This window comes from Georgenia sunbinii, assembly GCF_036421875.1.
GTDB lineage: Bacteria > Actinomycetota > Actinomycetes > Actinomycetales > Actinomycetaceae > Georgenia_B > Georgenia_B sunbinii.
The window spans coordinates 513,258-530,758 of the sequence record NZ_JAZGOL010000001.1 but is presented as its reverse complement, the minus strand read 5'-3'; the positions used below and the strand labels follow the sequence as shown (position 1 = coordinate 530,758).

General features: G+C 72.0%; 13 protein-coding genes and 4 tRNA genes. 11 read left to right on the top strand and 6 right to left on the bottom strand.

Features of this window, described 5'->3' with window-relative positions:
* Positions 1-17 precede the first annotated feature (17 nt).
* From treZ to V2J52_RS02525, 6 genes are all read right to left on the bottom strand, one after another.
* Positions 18-1,772: a malto-oligosyltrehalose trehalohydrolase gene (gene treZ, locus V2J52_RS02550; RefSeq protein WP_331226082.1), complete on the bottom strand. Its 1,755-nt coding sequence runs from the start codon at positions 1,770-1,772 to the stop codon at positions 18-20.
* Positions 1,769-4,303 (bottom strand): malto-oligosyltrehalose synthase, encoded by a 2,535-nt coding sequence (treY, locus tag V2J52_RS02545; RefSeq protein ID WP_331226081.1) that lies wholly within the window; start codon positions 4,301-4,303, stop codon positions 1,769-1,771. Before treY ends, treZ begins: the two co-directional genes overlap by 4 nt.
* Entirely contained in the window at positions 4,300-6,429 is a 2,130-nt protein-coding gene (gene glgX, locus V2J52_RS02540) for a glycogen debranching protein GlgX (RefSeq protein WP_331226080.1), read from the bottom strand. The genes treY and glgX overlap by 4 nt, the downstream gene beginning before the upstream one ends.
* Positions 6,430-6,529: 100 nt before the next feature.
* A tRNA-Val gene (locus V2J52_RS02535) sits at positions 6,530-6,601 on the bottom strand.
* 85 nt (positions 6,602-6,686) lie between these two features.
* Complete coding sequence (locus V2J52_RS02530; protein WP_331226079.1) at positions 6,687-7,538, bottom strand: aminotransferase class IV; 852 nt, start codon at positions 7,536-7,538, stop codon at positions 6,687-6,689.
* Complete coding sequence (locus tag V2J52_RS02525) at positions 7,535-8,575, bottom strand: anthranilate synthase component I family protein (protein WP_331226078.1); 1,041 nt, start codon at positions 8,573-8,575, stop codon at positions 7,535-7,537. The genes V2J52_RS02530 and V2J52_RS02525 overlap by 4 nt, the downstream gene beginning before the upstream one ends.
* 210 nt (positions 8,576-8,785) lie before the next feature.
* On the opposite strand from V2J52_RS02525, the gene V2J52_RS02520 reads away from it, so the two are divergent.
* The 11 genes from V2J52_RS02520 to V2J52_RS02470 all read left to right on the top strand — a co-directional run bounded on the left by V2J52_RS02520 (position 8,786) and on the right by V2J52_RS02470 (position 17,414).
* A tRNA-Gly gene (locus tag V2J52_RS02520) sits at positions 8,786-8,858 on the top strand.
* Between the two features lie 37 nt (positions 8,859-8,895).
* Positions 8,896-8,966: transfer RNA gene (locus V2J52_RS02515), tRNA-Cys, on the top strand.
* A gap of 17 nt (positions 8,967-8,983) precedes the next feature.
* Positions 8,984-9,058: transfer RNA gene (locus tag V2J52_RS02510), tRNA-Val, on the top strand.
* A gap of 282 nt (positions 9,059-9,340) precedes the next feature.
* Positions 9,341-9,970: a class I SAM-dependent methyltransferase gene (locus V2J52_RS02505; protein ID WP_491062154.1), complete on the top strand. Its 630-nt coding sequence runs from the start codon at positions 9,341-9,343 to the stop codon at positions 9,968-9,970.
* Between the two features lie 125 nt (positions 9,971-10,095).
* Positions 10,096-12,117, top strand: a complete 2,022-nt coding sequence (thrS, locus tag V2J52_RS02500) for a threonine--tRNA ligase (RefSeq protein ID WP_331226076.1) — start codon at positions 10,096-10,098, stop codon at positions 12,115-12,117.
* The gene (locus tag V2J52_RS02495) at positions 12,114-12,701 is read left to right on the top strand and encodes an HIT family protein (RefSeq protein ID WP_331226075.1); all 588 of its coding nucleotides are present in this window, start codon (positions 12,114-12,116) and stop codon (positions 12,699-12,701) included. The genes thrS and V2J52_RS02495 overlap by 4 nt, the downstream gene beginning before the upstream one ends.
* On the top strand, positions 12,695-13,315 hold the full coding sequence (pgsA, locus tag V2J52_RS02490; protein WP_434056366.1) for a phosphatidylinositol phosphate synthase: 621 nt from the start codon (positions 12,695-12,697) through the stop codon (positions 13,313-13,315). Before V2J52_RS02495 ends, pgsA begins: the two co-directional genes overlap by 7 nt.
* Positions 13,312-14,265 carry a phosphatidylinositol mannoside acyltransferase gene (locus tag V2J52_RS02485; RefSeq protein ID WP_331226074.1) on the top strand — a complete coding sequence of 318 codons (954 nt, stop codon included), beginning with the start codon at positions 13,312-13,314 and terminating at the stop codon, positions 14,263-14,265. Before pgsA ends, V2J52_RS02485 begins: the two co-directional genes overlap by 4 nt.
* The gene (locus V2J52_RS02480; protein WP_331226073.1) at positions 14,265-15,464 is read left to right on the top strand and encodes a glycosyltransferase family 4 protein; all 1,200 of its coding nucleotides are present in this window, start codon (positions 14,265-14,267) and stop codon (positions 15,462-15,464) included. Before V2J52_RS02485 ends, V2J52_RS02480 begins: the two co-directional genes overlap by 1 nt.
* Positions 15,461-16,048: a hypothetical protein gene (locus tag V2J52_RS02475; protein ID WP_331226072.1), complete on the top strand. Its 588-nt coding sequence runs from the start codon at positions 15,461-15,463 to the stop codon at positions 16,046-16,048. The genes V2J52_RS02480 and V2J52_RS02475 overlap by 4 nt, the downstream gene beginning before the upstream one ends.
* Positions 16,049-16,145: 97 nt before the next feature.
* Positions 16,146-17,414, top strand: coding sequence for a PrsW family intramembrane metalloprotease (locus tag V2J52_RS02470; RefSeq protein ID WP_331226071.1), 1,269 nt, complete (start codon positions 16,146-16,148; stop codon positions 17,412-17,414).
* Positions 17,415-17,501: the final 87 nt, after the last annotated feature.

Sequence of the window (17,501 nt, the reverse complement as noted above, 5' to 3'; positions counted from 1 at the left end):
TGAACTCGGCGCTGCCCTCAGCACCGCACGACGAGCACGTCGTGCCCCGGCAGACCGACCGTCGAGCCGTTGACCACGGCGTCGCCGGACCAGCCGAGGAGCGTCTCGCCCACCGGTGCGCCGAGGTCCACCTCGACCGTGGCGGCGTCGAGATTGACGACGACGGCGACGCTCCCGCGCCGCAGCACCAGCCACCGACCTGCCGGGTCGGTGTCGACCCGGGTGGCGGAGCGCTCACCGGAGGCGACCTCCGGCTCGGCGCGGCGCAGCCCGATGAGGTCGCGGTAGAAGCGCAGCATCCGGGCGTGGCGCGGGCGGCTCGGCTCCGACCAGTCCAGCCGGCTCGCCTCGACGGTGGCCGGTGACTGTGGGTCGGGCACCTCGACGTCGCCGCCGTAGATCTCGGTCCAGCCGTGGGAGCTGAACTCCGCGGTCCGTCCCCGGCGGATCGCCTCGCCGAGCTCGGCGTCGTGGTCGGTGAAGTACTGGAACGGGGTGCGCGCCCCCCACTCCTCGCCCATGAAGAGCATCGGGGTGAACGGGCCGAGGATGACAAGCGCGGCAGAGACCGCCAGCTGACCGTCGTCGAGCACCCGGCTGGGCCGGTCCCCGACGGCGCGGTTGCCGACCTGGTCGTGGTTCTGCGCGAAGACGACGAACCGGCGGGCGTCGACGTCCGCCGGCACCGGCGCGCCCCACACCTTCCCGCGGAACTCGGAGTAGCTGCCGGCGTGGACGAACACCTCGTCGATCGCCTGGCGCAGCACCTCGGTGGGACCGAAGCTCACGTAGTAGCCGTGCCGCTCCCCGGTGAGCCGGGCATGCAGCGCGTGGTGGACGTCGTCGTCCCACTGGGCGGTCATGCCCAGGCCGCCGTCGGCGGTGGGGGTGACCATCCGGGCGTCGTTGAGGTCGGACTCGGCGATGAGCGACAGCGGCCGCCCCACCTGCTCGGACAGCTCTGCGACGGCGTCCGACAGCTCGGCCAGCAGATGGCGGGGCGAGTCGTCGATGAGCGCGTGCACGGCGTCGAGCCGCAGCGCGTCGATGTGGAAGTCCCGCAGCCAGCGCAGCGCGTTGCCGATGAGGTAGTCGCGCACCGGTCCGGCGTCGGGGCCGTCGAGGTTGACCGCCCAGCCCCACGGCGTGTGGTGGCGGTCGGTGAAGTACGGCCCGAACTCCGCGAGGTAGTTCCCGGCCGGCCCGAGGTGGTTGTAGACGACGTCGAGGCAGACCGCCAGGTCGCGGGCGTGGGCGGCGTCGACGAAGCGCTGCAGCCCGGCAGGCCCGCCGTACGGGTCGTGGACCGCGTAGAGCGAGACGCCGTCGTAGCCCCAGCCGTGCTCGCCGGGGAACGGTGCCACCGGCATGAGCTCGACCATGTCCACGCCGAGGTCGACGAGATGGTCGAGCCGCTCGATCGCGGCGTCGAAGGTGCCGGCACCGGTGAAGGTGGCGACGTGCAGCTCGTAGATGACCGCGCCGAGGCTCGAGCGGCCGCGCCAGTCGCCGTCGGTCCAGCGGAACCCGGTGGGGTCGTAGACCCGGGTGGCGTCGTGGACGCCGTGCGGCTGCCAGCCGCTGCGGGGGTCGGGCCGGCCGGGTCCGCCGTCGAGGTGGAGCAGGTAGTCGGTGCCGCCGGCCAGCTCCTCGGGCGCGGTCCACCAGCCGTCGCCACCGGCGACGAGCGCGGTCCGCGCGTCCTCGCCGCGGCGGCTGAGCTCGACCTGCGCGGCGACCGGTACCCACACCGTGGGCCGGTGGCCGGTCATCGGTCCACCCGCTCGAGGAGGGCGACCGGCAGCTGGTCGAGGACGTCGGCGAGGCGGCAGGAGCCGGCGTCGAAGGTGTTGCCGGTGAGCACGTTGCGCCAGGCACCCTCCGGCAGCACGAGGGTGTGCTCGGCGAAGCCGCCGTGCACCTCGAGGCTGACGCTGAGGCGGGTGGCGACGGTGACGGCACGGGGGCCGGTGGCGTCGGTCCGCGCGAACGCCACGACGTGCCCGCTGCTCGTCGGCAGCGGCAGGTAGCCGGCCTCGGCACCGACGAACGCCGCCGGCTCGCGCCGCCGGAGCCGAAGTGCGGCCGCGGTGAGCGCGAGCTTGGTCTCGTCGAGGTCGGTGGGGGAGGCGCCGGAGTCCAGCCGGGCGAGCCGGGTGGCGAGCTCGGTGAAGTCGACCGGGCGCCGGTTGTCGGGGTCCACGAGCGAGGTCTGGGTGATCTCGCTGCCCTGGTAGACGTCGGCGACCCCGATGAGCGTCAGCTGCAGCAGCTTGGCGCCGAGGACGGCGGCCCGGACCGGCGAGGCCGTGCGGCTCACCCAGTCGGTGAAGCCGGCGACGACGTCGGGGTGCTCGAGTAGCGCCTCGGCGTAGTCGAGCAGTGCCTGCTCGCGCGGTTCGTCCGGGTCGGTCCAGGTGGTCCACGACTTCTGCTCGCGCACCGCCTTGGTGAGGTAGTCGCGCAGCCGCTGGGCGGTGATCGGGCCGTCGTCGGTCCATGTCCCGGCGAGGGTCTGCCACAGCAGGTTCTCGGCGCGGCCGTCGATGTCCGCGGGGCGCAGCTCGGCGGTGGCCTCGCGCAGCTCACGCACCAGCGTCTCCCAGTCCTCGCCGAGCTGGGACAGCACCCCGAGGCGGGCGCGGACGTCCTCGCCGCGCTTGGTGTCGTGGGTGGTGCCGGCCGTCATCGTGGCCGGGTGGGTGAGCATGGTGTCGCGCACCCAGGCGTGCAGCTCGTCCTCGCTGATCCCGAAGCGCTTGGGCGCTCCGCCGACCTCGCACAGGCTCACCAGGTGGGTCCACCGGTAGTAGGCGGTGTCTTCCACCCCCTTGGCCATGACGGCGCCGCTGGTCTGCTGGAAGCGGACCATCAGCTCCTCGCGGCGGGCCTCGCGGATGCGTCCGGCGGTGCCGACCTCGTGGCCGAGCAGCAGCTCGATGACGACGTCGAGGGTCTCGTGGCGCTCGGCGTCGAGCCGGGCGCGGGCCAGCTCGGCCGCGTCGCGCAGCGCCCGCTCGCTGGCGCCGGGCGCCGGCTCACCGGGAACGATGTAGGCCCGGTAGCGGTCGAAGGCGACGAGCAGCTCGACGACGCAGTCCTCGAGGGAGCGCAGCGTGTGGTCGCGCAGCCGGACGTCCTCCTCGCACAGCTCGCGCAGGATGGTCGCCACCCGGTGCACCTCGGCGTACAGCGACGTACCGATGATCTGGCGCTTGGCCTCGTCGATCATCGCGGTGAGCTCGCCACGGCTGTCCCCGGCGACCTCGGTCATCACCGATCCCAACGGCCCGGAGCCGTTGGGATCGGTCAGCAGCGCGTGGATGCGCCACGCGGCGTCGTAACCGGTGGTGCCGGCAACCTGCCAGTCCGCCGGCAGTGTCTCCTCGCCCTCGAGGATCTTCTCGGCCACCACCCACGCGCCCCCGGTGACGGCGTGGAGCCGCTGGAAGTAGCCACGGGGATCGGCGAGGCCGTCCGGGTGGTCGATCCGCAGGCCGTCGACGTGACCGTCGGCCATCAGCTCGAGGAGGACCCGGTGCGTCGCGTCGAACACCTCGGGGTCCTCGACCCGCAGCGCGGCGAGCGTGTCGACGTCGAAGAACCGCCGGTAGTTGAGCTCCTCGTCGGCGACCCGCCAGTACGAGAGCCGGTAGAACTGCCGGTCGAGCAGCTCGGTGAGCGGCAGGTTCTCGGTCTGCGGCCGGACCGGGAAGACGTGCTCGTAGTACCGCAGCACGTGCTGCTCGCCCAGCTCGGGCTCGGTGGGCACGACCATGGTGTCGACGGTGAGCTCGCCCGACGCGAGGACGGCGCCGATCCGGCGGCCGAGCACCGGCATGAGGATCCCGGCGCTCTCGTCGAGCTGCCCGACGTCGAACCAGGACGCGTAGGGGGACTGCGGCCCCTCCTTGAGGACCGACCACAGCGCCTGGTTGTGCCACGCCGGGGTCGGCACCGCCATGTGGTTGGGCACGACGTCGACGACGACGCCGAGCCCGGCGTCGTGCGCCTGCCGGCACAGCCGCTCGAGGGCCCCTCGGCCGCCCATGACGTCGGAGATGCGGGAGTGGTCGACGACGTCGTAGCCGTGGGTGGACCCCGGCGCCGCCTGCAGGACGGGGGAGAGGTAGAGGTCGGTCACGCCGAGGTCGGCAAGGTAGGGCAGCAGCGCCGCGGCGGCGTCGAAGCCGAGGTCCGGCCCGAGCTGCAGGCGGTAGGTGCTCACCGGCAGCCGGCGGCCGGCGGCCGGCAGGTGGCTGGTGGCGGCGGTGTCGGTAGCGGCGTCGTGGCCGGTGCTCATGCGTCCTCCTCGAAGGGGGAGACCAGGATGATCATGTGGTGCGACATCACCTGGACGGTGTCGCCGGGGACGTACTCGTTCTCGTCGTCGTCCTCGTCCCGGGTCGGGTCGGTGTCGATCGCGGTCCGCCAGACGCTCGCGAAGCTGGCGTCGGGGATGGTGAAGTCGACCGGCTCGCTGTCGACATTGAGCAGGAACAGCAGGGAGTCGTCGGTGATGCGCTCGCCGCGGCTGTCCGGCTCGGTGATCGCCTGCCCGTTGTAGAAGATCATGATCGAGCGGGCGAACGAGAGGTTCCAGTCGTCGTCCTGCATGGCCGTGGCCGTCGGCGTGAGCCAGGCGATCTCACCCTTCTCCGACTGCCCGCCGTGCGACGGGTCACCGGCGAAGAACCGGCGGCGGCGCAGCACCGGGTGCGCAGCCCTGAGGGCGACCATCCGCTGGGTGAAGTCCAGCAGGTGCTCCTGGTCCTCGGTCAGCTCCCAATCCACCCAGGACAGCTCGTTGTCCTGGCAGTAGACGTTGTTGTTGCCCCGCTGCGTGCGACCGAGCTCGTCACCGTGGGAGATCATCGGCACGCCCTGGGAGAACAGCAGCGTGGCGAGGAAGTTGCGATGCCGGCGGAGCCGCAGCGCGTTGATCTCCGGGTCGTCGGTCTCGCCTTCGGCGCCGCTGTTCCAGGACCGGTTGTGGCTCTCGCCGTCGTTGTTGTCCTCGCCGTTGGCCTCGTTGCGCTTCTCGTTGTAGGAAACAAGGTCGCGCATGGTGAAACCGTCGTGTGCCGTGACGAAGTTGATCGACGCCACCGGGCGGCGCCCCGAGTGCGCGTACAGGTCTGCCGAGCCGGTGATCCGGGTGGCGAACTCGGCGAGGGTGGAGGGTTCGCCACGGCCGAAGTCACGCACGGTGTCCCGGTACTGCCCGTTCCACTCGGTCCACAGCGGCGGGAAGCCACCGACCTGGTACCCGCCCTCGCCGAGGTCCCACGGCTCGGCGATGAGCTTGACCTGGGAGATGACCGGGTCCTGCTGGATGATGTCGAAGAACGAGGACAGCCGATCCACCTCGTGCAGCTCGCGGGCGAGCGTGGAGGCGAGGTCGAAGCGGAAGCCGTCGACCCGCATGTCGGTGATCCAGTACCGCAGCGAGTCCATGATCATCTGCAGCGTGTGCGGGGAACGCATGAGCAGCGAGTTCCCGGTGCCGGTGGTGTCGAAGTAGTGCGCCTCGTCGCCCTCGACCAGGCGGTAGTAGGACGCGTTGTCGATGCCCCGGAAGGACAACGTGGGCCCCAGGTGGTTGCCCTCGGCGGTGTGGTTGTAGACGACGTCGAGGATGACCTCGATGTTCGCCTCGTGCAGCGCCTTGACCATGGTCTTGAACTCCTGCACCTGCTGACCGGCGCCGGTGAGGGAGCTGTAGGCGTTGTGCGGGGAGAAGAACCCGATGGTGTTGTAGCCCCAGTAGTTGTTCAGCCCCTGCTCCTGCAGGTGGGGGTCGTTGACGAACTGGTGCACCGGCATCAGCTCGATGGCGGTGATCCCCAGCGCGATGAGGTGCTCGATGATCGCCGGGTGCGCCAGCCCCGCGTACGTGCCACGGATCTCGTCGGGGACGTCCGGGTGCAGCTGCGTGAGGCCCTTGACGTGCGCCTCGTAGATCACCGACTGGTGGTACTCGTGCCGCGGCGGGTGGTCGTGCCCCCAGTCGAAGAACGGGTTGATGACCACCGAGGTCATCGTGTGCGCGGCGGAGTCGTCCTCGTTGCGCTCGTCGGCGTTCTCGAAGCTGTAGGAGTACAGCGACGGGTCCGCGTCGATGCTCCCGTCGATGGCCTTGGCGTAGGGGTCCAGCAGCAGCTTGCTCGGGTCGCACCGGTGTCCGGCCGCCGGCTCGTAGGGGCCGTGCACCCGGTAGCCGTACCGCTGCCCGGGCTGCACCTCGCGCAGGTAGCCGTGCCACACGTGCCCGTCGACCTCGGTGAGCGAGATGCGGTTCTCGGTGCCGTCGTCGTCGAGCAGGCACAGCTCAACCTTGTCCGCGACGCTCGAGTAGAGGGCGAAGTTGGTACCGGTGCCGTCGAAGGTGGCGCCGAGCGGGTAGGGCTTTCCTGGCCAGATCTGCATGAGCGCTAGGTTCTCATTGCTTCGCCGGTTTTGCCGCTCCATCGCCCGGAGCGGCAACGAGCAAGGCCCCCGACGCTTGGTCAGGGGCCTTGCTGCGCGGTGGGCGATACTGGGTTCGAACCAGTGACCTCCTCGGTGTGAACGAGGCGCTCTACCACTGAGCCAATCGCCCGCAGTGACCGATCGTAGCCCACCGCGACCGGCGGCAGGAACCTCGACCGGCCGTCGCGGCCGGTTTGTGGCGAGGGCCACATCCGCTACGGATCCATGTCCTGCGCGAACCGGCCGGCGAAGACGTCCGCCATCTGCCGCGTCGCCCCTCCGGTGGCTAGCGGCCGACCGTCGATGGAGCGCACCGCGACGATCCCGCGCATGCTCGACGTGACCGCGGCGTGGCCGGCAGTCTGGAAGTCGCGGAGCGGGATCGGCACCTCCTCGATCGGCACGCCGGCGTTGCGCCCCCACTCGAGCACCAGCTCACGGGTGACCCCCGGAAGGCAGCCCGAGCTCAACGGGGGAGTGAGGAGCACCCCGTCGCTCTCGACGAAGACGTTGGTCGCCGCCCCCTCGCACAGCTCGCCGCGGGTGTTGGCCAGCACAGCCTCGGTGCCGCCGTGCCGGCGTGCGTGCTCGAGCGCGAGGACGTTCTCCGCGTAGGACGTCGACTTCACCCCGACGAGCGGGGACCGCTCGTTACGCACCCACGGCACGACGACGACGTCCGCGCCCGCCGGGCTGCCCGAGGGCCGGGCCCCACCCTCGGGGACGAGGGTAACGACGAGCGTCGGCTCGCCGTCGGCCCGGGCTGACCCGACGGCGCCGGTGCCGGCGGTCCAGGTGACCCGCAGCCGGCCCGGACCGTCGTCCGCGTGCTGGATGAGGTCGTCCACCGCGGCCCGGATCGTGCCGAGCGACGGCTCCGGCAGCCCGACGGCCGCTGCCGAGCGCAGCAGCCGAGACAGGTGCCGGGTGAGCGCGAACGGCTGCCGGTCGACAACGGCGCAGGTCTCGAACACACCGTCCCCCACGGTGAAGCCGCGGTCGAGGGGAGACAGGAGGTGGCGACCGGCCGGGACGACGGCGCCGTCGAACCACACGAGGGTGCTCATGGCACGAGCCTGCCACGGCGGTGGACGGGAGCGGCGCCCGAGGCGAGCGCGACGAGGCGGGCGGCCTTGAGCTCGGTCTCGCGCCACTCCGCGGCCGGCTCGCTGCCCCAGGTGATGCCGGCCCCGGTGCCGAAGCGCAGCGTGCCGGTGCCCGGAGCGTCACGTGTCCACCAGAAGGTGCGGATGCCGACGGCCAGCTCGGCGCGCCCGGCGTCGGCGTCGATCCACCCGACCGCCCCGCAGTACGGGCCGCGCGGCGCGGTCTCGAGCTCCGCGATGAGCTGGAGCGCGCTGGACTTCGGCGCACCGCTGACCGAGCCGGGGGGCAAGGTCGCGGCCAGCAGTGACTGCCAGGCCGCGGCGGTTCCCGACTCTCGCAACGTCGCGCCCACCCGTGAGACGAGGTGGACCAGCCCGGGATGGTGCTCGACGACGCAGAGGTCGATCACCTCGACGGTCCCCGGCAGCGAGACCCGCTGCAGGTCGTTGCGCATGAGGTCGGTGATCATCACGTTCTCCGCGCGGTCCTTCTCCCGGAGGTCCGCCGCCGTCGCCCCGGTGCCCTTGATCGGGCCGGTGAGTACCCGGTCCCCGGCGACCGAGAGGAACAGCTCGGGCGAGGCGCTCACCACCCAGGCCGGGGTCAGCCCGGTCGAGGCGGGCACGTGGATCGCGCCAGCGTGCGGGGCCGGGTTGCCGGCCGCCAGCAGGCACGCGAGCGCAGCGGCATCGGGCTCGTCGCCGCCGGTGTCCAGCGGCGCCGAGAGGATGCGGCAGATGTTCGCCTGGTAGACGTCCCCGTCCCGGATCGCCCGCCGGGTGGCCTCGACGGCCGCGACGTACGCGTCCTCGTCCAGCGAGGACTGCCAGCTGCCGGCCGAGGGCCCCTGCCAGGGGGCGACACGCTCGGGTTCGGCAGTCGTGTCGAGCGTCACACTGGTGTAGTTCTGGGCATCACTCTCAACCTCGGCGAACCGCCATCCCGTGATCGCTCCCTCGAAGGTCGCAACGACCGCCCACCAGCCGGATTCCAACACTTCCGGGTGCTTGCGGAGGTCGACCGAGGCCACCGGACGGCGGGCCGTGACGCCGGGGAATGTGGCCTGGGCCACGCACGGCGGAGGCGTTGAAGGGGCTGCAATCACGCCTGTCACGCTACTGCCCGGGGTGGCGAGTTGGACGACCGCGTTCATCCTCGGTTAGAGTTTGGATCGCACCAAGCGAGGCGCAAGCCAAGCAGGGTGCGTGCGGATGTGGCTCAGCTGGTAGAGCATCACCTTGCCAAGGTGAGGGTCGCGGGTTCGAATCCCGTCATCCGCTCGGAGGCACCACCACCCGGTGGGCGCATAAGCCTCAGGGTGGCGTGGCCGAGAGGCGAGGCAGCGGCCTGCAAAGCCGTATACACGGGTTCGAATCCCGTCGCCACCTCGGTTTGGGTGCAACATGGGCGATTGGCGCAGCGGTAGCGCGCTTCCCTGACACGGAAGAGGTCACTGGTTCGATCCCAGTATCGCCCACCACCACGGAATGGCCCTTGCCGGCGGAAACGCCGGCGAGGGCCATTTGCGTTCCCCGGGCCACCCGCCGCTCCCGCGCGGCCCACGCCGCCCCCGCGAGATCCCCGCGCATGGTTCGGGGGTTTCGATCATCGCTCGGGGGTCCCAGCACTCGGATCTGAGCGAAACCCCCCGAACCATCGCGCGAGAAGGCGCGTGGCGCGCCATCCGTCGCGGGAGAAATCGCTTGCCGCGCCTGGCTACGCTCACCCGAGCAGCAGCCACGCGCACCGGTCGGGGGACCAGATGATGAACTACCACCGCATGTACCGCTTCGGCATGACGCCGTGGGAGGGGTACCGCAGCGCGGCGGGGTCGAGCATCGACGCGCTGCTCGACCGTGAGGTGGCCGGGCGCACGCCGCCGCTCGGCCGTGCGCTGGACATCGGCTGCGGGCGGGGCCAGTACACGCCCGAGCTGGCCCAGCGTGGCTGGCAGGCGGTCGGCCTGGACTACGTGCCGCTGGCGATCGACGCTGCCCGGCGGCGCGGACCAGCAGACGTCACCTACGTCGTCGGCGACGCGACGAAGCTGGAGCCGATCGGCCTCGGCCGCTTCGACCTCTTCCTCGACGTCGGGTGCTTCCAGGGCTTCGACGCCGACCAGCGGCGGGCCGAGGGCAGGGGAGTGACGGCACTGGCCGAGCCGGGCGCCACCCTCCTCATGCTCGCCTTCGGCCCGACCCGGTTGCGCTCCCTCATCGGCGGGGTCTCCCAGCGTCAGGTCGAGGCGGCGTTCCCGGGGTGGGACCTGGTCGCGGTCGAGCCGGCGCCGACCACGGGTCTCGGGTTCCCGATGAACCGCACCTCGCCGCACTGGTACCGCCTGCGCCTGGCCGGGCCCCATACCGCCCCGGAAGTCTCGAACGTGACCTAGGCAACACCGGCAACAGATCGGTGACGATTGCGTCCGCCACGCGTACCGGAGCGAATAGGCAAGGACCGACTGAGTACCATCGAGCGGTCATGTCCGATCGACGGCGGGAGCCTCGAGTGTCATCCGTGCCAGAACGAGTCCTTGTCATCGACGGCGCTGAGCGCACGGTCACCGAGGGCACGACCGGCACCGACGTGTTCGGTACCGACCGCAGCATCGTGGCGATCCGCGTGGACGGCGAGCTCAAGGACCTGGCCACCGACCTCGGCACGCTGCCGGCGGGCGCCACCGTCGAGCCGGTCGACATCGCGAGCGACGACGGCCTGTCGATCCTGCGCCACTCCACCGCGCACGTGCTCGCCCAGGCGGTGCAGGACGTCCACGGCGACGCCCGGCTCGGGATCGGCCCGCCCATCACCGACGGCTTCTACTACGACTTCGACGTCGAGACGCCGTTCACCCCCGAGGACCTCAAGGCGCTCGAGAAGGCGATGGCCCGCATCGTCAAGGAGGGCCAGACCTTCGTGCGCCGGGTGGTGTCGGACGACGAGGCCAGCGCCGAGCTGTCCCACGAGCCCTACAAGCTCGAGCTCATCGAGCTCAAGGGCACCAGCGCGCAGGACGACGCCGAGGGCGCCTCCGTCGAGGTCGGCGCCGGCGATCTGACCATGTACGACAACGTCCGCCGCGGCGGAGAGGTGGTCTGGACCGACCTGTGCCGCGGCCCGCACCTGCCCTCGACCCGGCTCATCGGCAACGGCTTCTCGCTGCTGCGCTCGGCGGCCGCCTACTGGCGGGGGAGCGAGAAGAACCCGCAGCTGCAGCGGATCTACGGCACCGCGTGGCCCACCAAGGACGAGCTGCGTGCCTACACCGAGCGCCTCGCCGAGGCCGAGCGCCGCGACCACCGCCGCCTCGGCAACGAGATGGACCTGTTCTCCTTCCCCGAGGAGATCGGCTCCGGCCTGCCGGTGTTCCACCCCCGGGGCGGAATCATCCGGATGGAGATGGAGAACTACTCGCGCCAGCAGCACCTCGCCGCGGGGTACTCCTTCGTCAACACCCCGCACATCACCAAGGCACAGCTCTTCGAGACCTCCCAGCACCTGGACTGGTACCGCGAGGGCATGTACCCGCCGATGCACCTGGACGAGGAGCGCGACGCGGAGGGCAACATCCGCCGGCAGGGGCAGGACTACTACCTCAAGCCGATGAACTGCCCGATGCACAACCTCATCTTCGCCTCGCGCGGCCGCTCCTACCGCGAGCTGCCGCTGCGGCTGTTCGAGTTCGGCACCGTCTACCGGCACGAGAAGTCCGGCGTGGTCCACGGCCTCACCCGGGCACGTGGCTTCACCCAGGACGACGCGCACATCTACTGCTCGCGCGAGGACATGCACACCGAGCTGACGACGACGCTCACCTTCGTGCTCGACCTGCTCAAGGACTACGGCCTGGACGACTTCTACCTCGAGCTGTCCACCCGGGACCCGGAGAAGTCGGTCGGCAGCGACGTCGAGTGGGACGTGGCCACGAACACGCTGCGCGAGGTCGCCGAGGCCTCCGGCCTGGAGCTCGTCCCCGACCCGGGCGGCGCCGCGTTCTACGGCCCGAAGATCTCCGTGCAGGCACGCGACGCCATCGGTCGCACCTGGCAGATGTCGACCATCCAGCTGGACTTCTCGCTGCCCGAGCTGTTCGAGCTCGAGTACACCGCCGCCGACGGCAGCCGGCAGCGCCCGGTGATGATCCACCGTGCGCTCTTCGGCTCGATCGAGCGCTTCTTCGCGGTGCTCCTCGAGCACTACGCGGGAGCCTTCCCGGCGTGGCTGGCTCCGGTGCAGGTCATCGCGGTGCCGGTGGCCGACGTCTTCGACGACTACCTCGCCGACGTCGTCGCCCAGCTGCGCGCCCACGGCGTGCGGGCCGAGCTCGACACCAGTGACGACCGCTTCAACAAGAAGATCCGCAACGCCACCAAGGAGAAGGTGCCGTTCGTCCTCATCGCCGGCGGTGAGGACGTCGAGGCCGGGGCGGTGTCGTTCCGGTTCCGGGACGGCTCGCAGCGCAACGCGGTGCCCGTCGCGGAGGCCGTCGACCTCATCGTCTCGGCGATCGCCAGCCGCCAGCAGGTGTCCTCGGCGTGACGGGACCTGACCAGCCGGGCGTGGGGGCGCCCGGGGGCGCGGAGGACGCCGCCGCCCTGGCCGGCGCGCCCGACGCGTTCGGCCGGCTCTGGACGCCGCACCGGATGGCGTACATCGGTGGGGAGAACAAGCCCACCGGCGACGGCGCGGCGCAGTGCCCGTTCTGCCGGGCGCCGGAGCAGGACGACGCCACAGCGCTCATCGTCCACCGGGGGCGCGACGCCTACGTCGTGCTCAACCTCTACCCCTACAACCCAGGACACCTTCTGGTGTGCCCCTACCGTCACGTCGCGGACCTCACCGACCTCACCGACGCGGAGCGTCACGAGGTCACCGACCTCAGCGCGACCGCGATGCGGGTGCTGCGCCGGGTCAGCGCGCCCGCCGGGTTCAACCTCGGGATGAACCAGGGCGAGGTCGGCGGTGCGGGGATCGCCGCCCACGTGCACCAGCACGTCGTGCCGCGCTGGGCCGGGGACGCGAACTTCCTGGCGATCGTGGCGCAGACCAAGGCGCTGCCGCAGGTCCTGGGGGACACCCGCGAGGCCGTCGCGGCCGCGTGGCGCGAGGAGGCATCGTGCTGAGCACCTCCGGCCGTCGGTTCACCGACGCCGTCTTCGGGCCGGTCGCCCGGGCACTGGTGCGTGCCGGGGTCAGCCCCGACGCCGTCACCGTGGTCGGCACCGTGCTCACCGTCGGCCTGGCCATGTGGCTGCTGCCGCTGGGGCACTTCATCATCGCCCCGTTCGCGATCGCGGCCGTCGTGCTCGCCGACAGCGTCGACGGCCTCATGGCGCGGGCGCTGGGCCGCTCTTCACGGTGGGGCGCGTTCCTCGACTCCACCCTCGACCGGCTCTCCGACGCCGCGATCTTCGCCGGCCTGCTGGTGTGGGGCGTGCGCGAGGACCAGCCGTGGATCGTCGCCGGCGCGCTCGCCTGCCTCGTGCTCGGCAACCTGGTGTCCTACGCGCGAGCAAGGGCCGAGGGGCTCGGCCTCACCGCCTCGGGCGGCATCGCCGAGCGGGCCGACCGGCTTGTCGTCGTCCTCGTCGCGGTGCTGGTCGTTGGCCTCGGTGCACCGGTCTGGGTGCTCGTGGTCGCGCTCGGGCTGCTCGCCGCGGCCAGCCTGTTCACCGTCGGCCAGCGGATCGCCGCGGTGCGCCGGCAGACCCTCGAGGACGGGACGGGCACGCGATGAAGGTCGACGGCGCCGCCCTCCTCCTGCTGGCGGCACGTGTGGTTCCCCGGCTGCCCCGCGCCCTCACCGGCGCGATCTTCGCGGCGGCCGCGGACATCGCGACGCTCGCCGGGATCGGCGGCGTCCACCAGCTCCGGGCGAACCTCGCCCGGGTGGTGCCGGACGCCGGACCGGCGCGGCTGCGCCGGCTCACCCGGGCCGGCATGCGCTCCTACCTGCGGTACTACGAGGAGTCGCTCCGGCTCTCCGGCGTGACCCCCGCACAGCTCGCGCAGCGGGTGAGGTGCAGCAACGACGGCCCGCTCCGCGAGGAGTTCGCCGCCGGCCGCCCGGTAGTCGCCGCGCTCGGGCACAACGGCAACTGGGACCTCGCCGGCGCCTGGGCCACCCAGTTCCTCGCGCCGGTCGTCACCGTCGCCGAGCACCTCGAGCCGGAGGAGCTGTTCCAGGGATTCCTCTCCTTCCGCCGGTCGCTCGGCATGACGATCATCCCGCTGGAGAAGGGCGGCTCGACGTTCCGCGAGGTCCTGCGCGCCACCCTCGGCAAGCCGGTGATCACCCCCCTGCTCGCCGACCGTGACCTCTCCCGGGGCGGCATCGAGGTGCAGATGTTCGGTGAGCCAGCACGGGTCGCGCCCGGACCGGCGGCCCTCGCGGCGGCCACCGGTGCCCCGCTCGTCGCCACGATGATCTCCTACGAGCGGCTGCGCGGCGTCCGCCGCCGAGCCGCCGGCACCCCGTGGGGCATCCACATCGCCTTCGGCCGGCCGCTTCGGGCACCGGCCGGGATGGACCGCGCCGACGCGGTGGTGCACCTCACCCAGCTGTGGGTCGACGAGCTCGCCGCCGCGATCGCCGAGCACCCGGAGGACTGGCACATGCTGCAGCCGGTCTTCGTCGCGGACGCCGACCCGGACCGGCTGGCGTCGGTCCGCAAGGCGGTGGCCTGATGCGCGTCGGGATCGTCTGCCCCTACTCCTTCGACGTCCCCGGCGGGGTCCAGTTCCACGTCCGTGACCTCGCCGAGGAGCTCATCGCCTCCGGCCACGACGTCAGCGTGCTCGCGCCGGCGGAGGACGCCACCCCGGTGCCGCCGTACGTCGTTCCCGCCGGCCGGACAGTAGCGCTCCCGTACAACGGCTCGGTCGCCCGGCTGAACTTCGGGCCGGTGTCGGCGGCCCGCACCCGGCGCTGGCTCGCCGAGGGCGACTTCGACGTCCTCCACCTGCACGAGCCGATCACCCCGAGCCTGTCGATGCTCGCGCTGTGGATCGCCCGCGGCCCGATCGTCGGCACCTTCCACACCGCGATGGACCGCTCCCGCGCGCTGCAGGTCGCCTCACCGATGGTGCGGCCGCTCCTGGAGAAGATCAGCGGGCGCATCGCCGTCTCCGAGGAGGCGCGGCGCACGCTCGTCGAGCACCTCGCCGGTGATGCCGTCGTCGTGCCGAACGGGGTGTTCGTCGACCACTTCACCGAGGCGACCGCCGCCGAGGCCTGGCGCGGCACCCCGGAGCGGCCGACGATCGCCTTTCTCGGCCGGCTCGACGAGCCGCGCAAGGGCCTGCCGGTTCTCGCGGCCGCCATCCCGCAGGTGCTCGCAGAGGTCCCCGGCGCCCGCTTCCTCATTGCCGGACGTGGTGACGCCGTCGAGGAACGGGCCGCGCTGGCACGCTTCGGCGACGCGGTGACGTTCCTCGGCCCCCTCACCGAGGCCGAGAAGGAGTCGTTGCTCGCCTCGGTGGACGTCTACGTCGCACCGCAGACCGGCGGGGAGAGCTTCGGGATCGTCCTCGTGGAGGCGATGAGCGGCGGCGCCCACGTCATTGCCAGCGACATCGCGGCCTTCCGGGCCGTGCTCGACGGCGGTCGCTACGGTCGGCTGTTCCGTAACGGCGACAGCGCCGACCTCGCCGCGGTCCTGCTGCGCGCGGTCCGCGACCGCGAGGAGACCGCGGCGCTCGACCGTGCCGCGCGCGTGGCGGTGCGGCGGTACGACTGGTCGCGCGTCACCCGCGAGGTGCTCGCCGTCTACGAGATGGTCACCGCCGACGCCGGGCACGTCCGTGAGGACGCCGGCTCCCGGACGGTCGTCGGCCGGCTCCGTGCCGCGATCGACGGCGACGACCGAGCGGAGGGCAGGTCATGACCTGGGAAGCCTGGGCACTGGTGGTCGTGCTGCTGCTCCTCGTCCTCGGCTGGGTGCTGTGGCTGCTCGCCTCGCGCGTCGACCGCCTGCACCGCAAGGTGCTGCGGTCACGCAGCACGCTCGACCTGCAGCTCGCGCTCCGCGCGGTCGCCGCGCACGAGCTCGCGCTCTGCGGCGCCCTCGATCCCGTCGAGGCGGTGCTCGTCGCCGACGTCGCGCAGCGTGCCACGGCCAGCGCGCCGGTGGCGGTCGTCCGGGACGGGCTCGGCGGCAGTACTGAGGTCGACGAGGAGATCAGCGACGTCGACCGTGGCCTCGTGGAGAGCGAGCTGTCACGCGTGCTCCGGGCTGTCATCGATGCCCGTGGTGGTGAGCAGACGCTCGCCGACGACGCCATCGCGGCCGATCCGCTGCACCGGCTCGACGCCGCTTGGTACCGCCTGGAGCTCGCGCGCCGCTTCCACAACGCGCACGTCGTCGAGGTCCGCCGGCTGCGCGCCAACCCGGTCGTGCGGCTGCTCCGCCTCGCCGGGCGCGCCCCGATGCCCCGCGGCTTCGACATGGACGACACCCGCCCGGCCTGACACCGACAGGAAGTTCTCCCCCACGAGGGGAGAACTCCCCATCGGGGCGGTCGCCGGGGTGCGCTGAGCGCACGACGACGGCCGTACGCTGGTTCTCATGGCCTTTCCACCCGAGCCCTACCCGCCTGCCGGCCGCCCGCTGGCAGGGACCGGCGTCGTGCCGCCTACCCAGCACCCGCCTACCCACGTGCCGCCTACCCAGCAGCCGCCGCACACCGCTCCGTGGGGCGCCGGAGGGCCACCCGGCGCGCCGTCAGCGCCGTGGCAGGTTCGCCCGCAGCGCCGGGGGAGCACGGTGTGGGCCGTGCTCGGGATCCTCGTCGCCGCCGTCGCGCTGCTGGTCTCCGTCACGCTCATCGCGGTGATGACCGGCCCCGGTGCTGCGTTCGTCGGCGCCGTCGTCGCGCTCGTGCCGCTCGTCGGTGTGCTCCTCGGGATCCGCTGGATCGACCGCTGGGAACCGGAGCCGCGCGGCGCGCTGATCTTCGCCTTCCTCTGGGGAGCGGGCGTCTCCACGCTCGTCTCGCTCCTCGTCAACACCATGTTCACCGAAGCCGTCTTCATCAGCACGGGAAGCGTGGAGACCGCCGAGCTCGTCGGCGCCTCGGTCATCGCGCCGCTCGTCGAGGAGACCGCGAAGGGCGTCGGCGTCCTCGTGCTGTTCCTCGCCCGGCGCCGGTACTTCGACGGTCCGGTCGACGGCCTCGTCTACGCGGCTACCGTCGCGGCAGGCTTCGCGTTCGTGGAGAACATCCTCTACTTCGGCCGCTCCATCGAGGTCCTGCCGCAGATCTTCATCATGCGCGGCCTCATGTCGCCGTTCGCCCACGTGCTGTTCACCGCGGCCATCGGGATCGCACTGGGGATCGCCGCACGCAGCCGGTCCCGCAACGCCTGGTTGCTGGCGCTGCCGGTCGGCTGGCTGGTCGCGGTCGCGCTGCACGCGCTGTGGAACGGCAGCACTTTCACCGACGCCTTCTTCGGAATGTACCTGCTCGTCCAGCTGCCGCTGTTCGCCTGCGGCATCGTCATCATCCTGTGGTTGCGGCGCAGCGAACGGCGGATCATCGAGCACCGCCTGGTGGACTACGCCCGGGCCGGCTGGTTCGCGCCCCACGAGGTCGCAATGCTCAGCTCGTTCCCGGCACGGCGCACCGCGCGCCGGTGGGCCGGGCGCGGCGGGCCGGGAGCCGTCCGTGACATGAAGGTCTTCCAGCGTGCCGCCACCGATCTCGCCTTCCTCCGGCAGCGGGCCGCCACCGGCCGCGCCCAGCACGACTTCCCGCACGAGGAGCGCGCGCTGCTCGAGCGGGTGACCGGCAGCCGTGCCGCGTTCCTCCGGACCGTGGCCGGGGCGCGCGCCTAACCCGGGCGGGCCGGCCGTCGGGAGGTCGGTGGGCTGCGCCGCCGCGACGGGTAGGATTGTGGGGTACTCATCCACCTACGCTCCGAG

Coding starts and splice junctions, on each gene's coding strand:
- treZ (WP_331226082.1), bottom strand. CDS start 1,772: ATGACCGGCCACCGGCCCACGGTGTGGGTACCGGTCGCCGCGCAGGTC.
- treY (WP_331226081.1), bottom strand. CDS start 4,303: ATGAGCACCGGCCACGACGCCGCTACCGACACCGCCGCCACCAGCCAC.
- glgX (WP_331226080.1), bottom strand. CDS start 6,429: ATGCAGATCTGGCCAGGAAAGCCCTACCCGCTCGGCGCCACCTTCGAC.
- V2J52_RS02530 (WP_331226079.1), bottom strand. CDS start 7,538: ATGAGCACCCTCGTGTGGTTCGACGGCGCCGTCGTCCCGGCCGGTCGC.
- V2J52_RS02505 (WP_491062154.1), top strand. CDS start 9,341: ATGATGAACTACCACCGCATGTACCGCTTCGGCATGACGCCGTGGGAG.
- V2J52_RS02485 (WP_331226074.1), top strand. CDS start 13,312: ATGAAGGTCGACGGCGCCGCCCTCCTCCTGCTGGCGGCACGTGTGGTT.
- V2J52_RS02480 (WP_331226073.1), top strand. CDS start 14,265: ATGCGCGTCGGGATCGTCTGCCCCTACTCCTTCGACGTCCCCGGCGGG.
- V2J52_RS02475 (WP_331226072.1), top strand. CDS start 15,461: ATGACCTGGGAAGCCTGGGCACTGGTGGTCGTGCTGCTGCTCCTCGTC.
- V2J52_RS02470 (WP_331226071.1), top strand. CDS start 16,146: ATGGCCTTTCCACCCGAGCCCTACCCGCCTGCCGGCCGCCCGCTGGCA.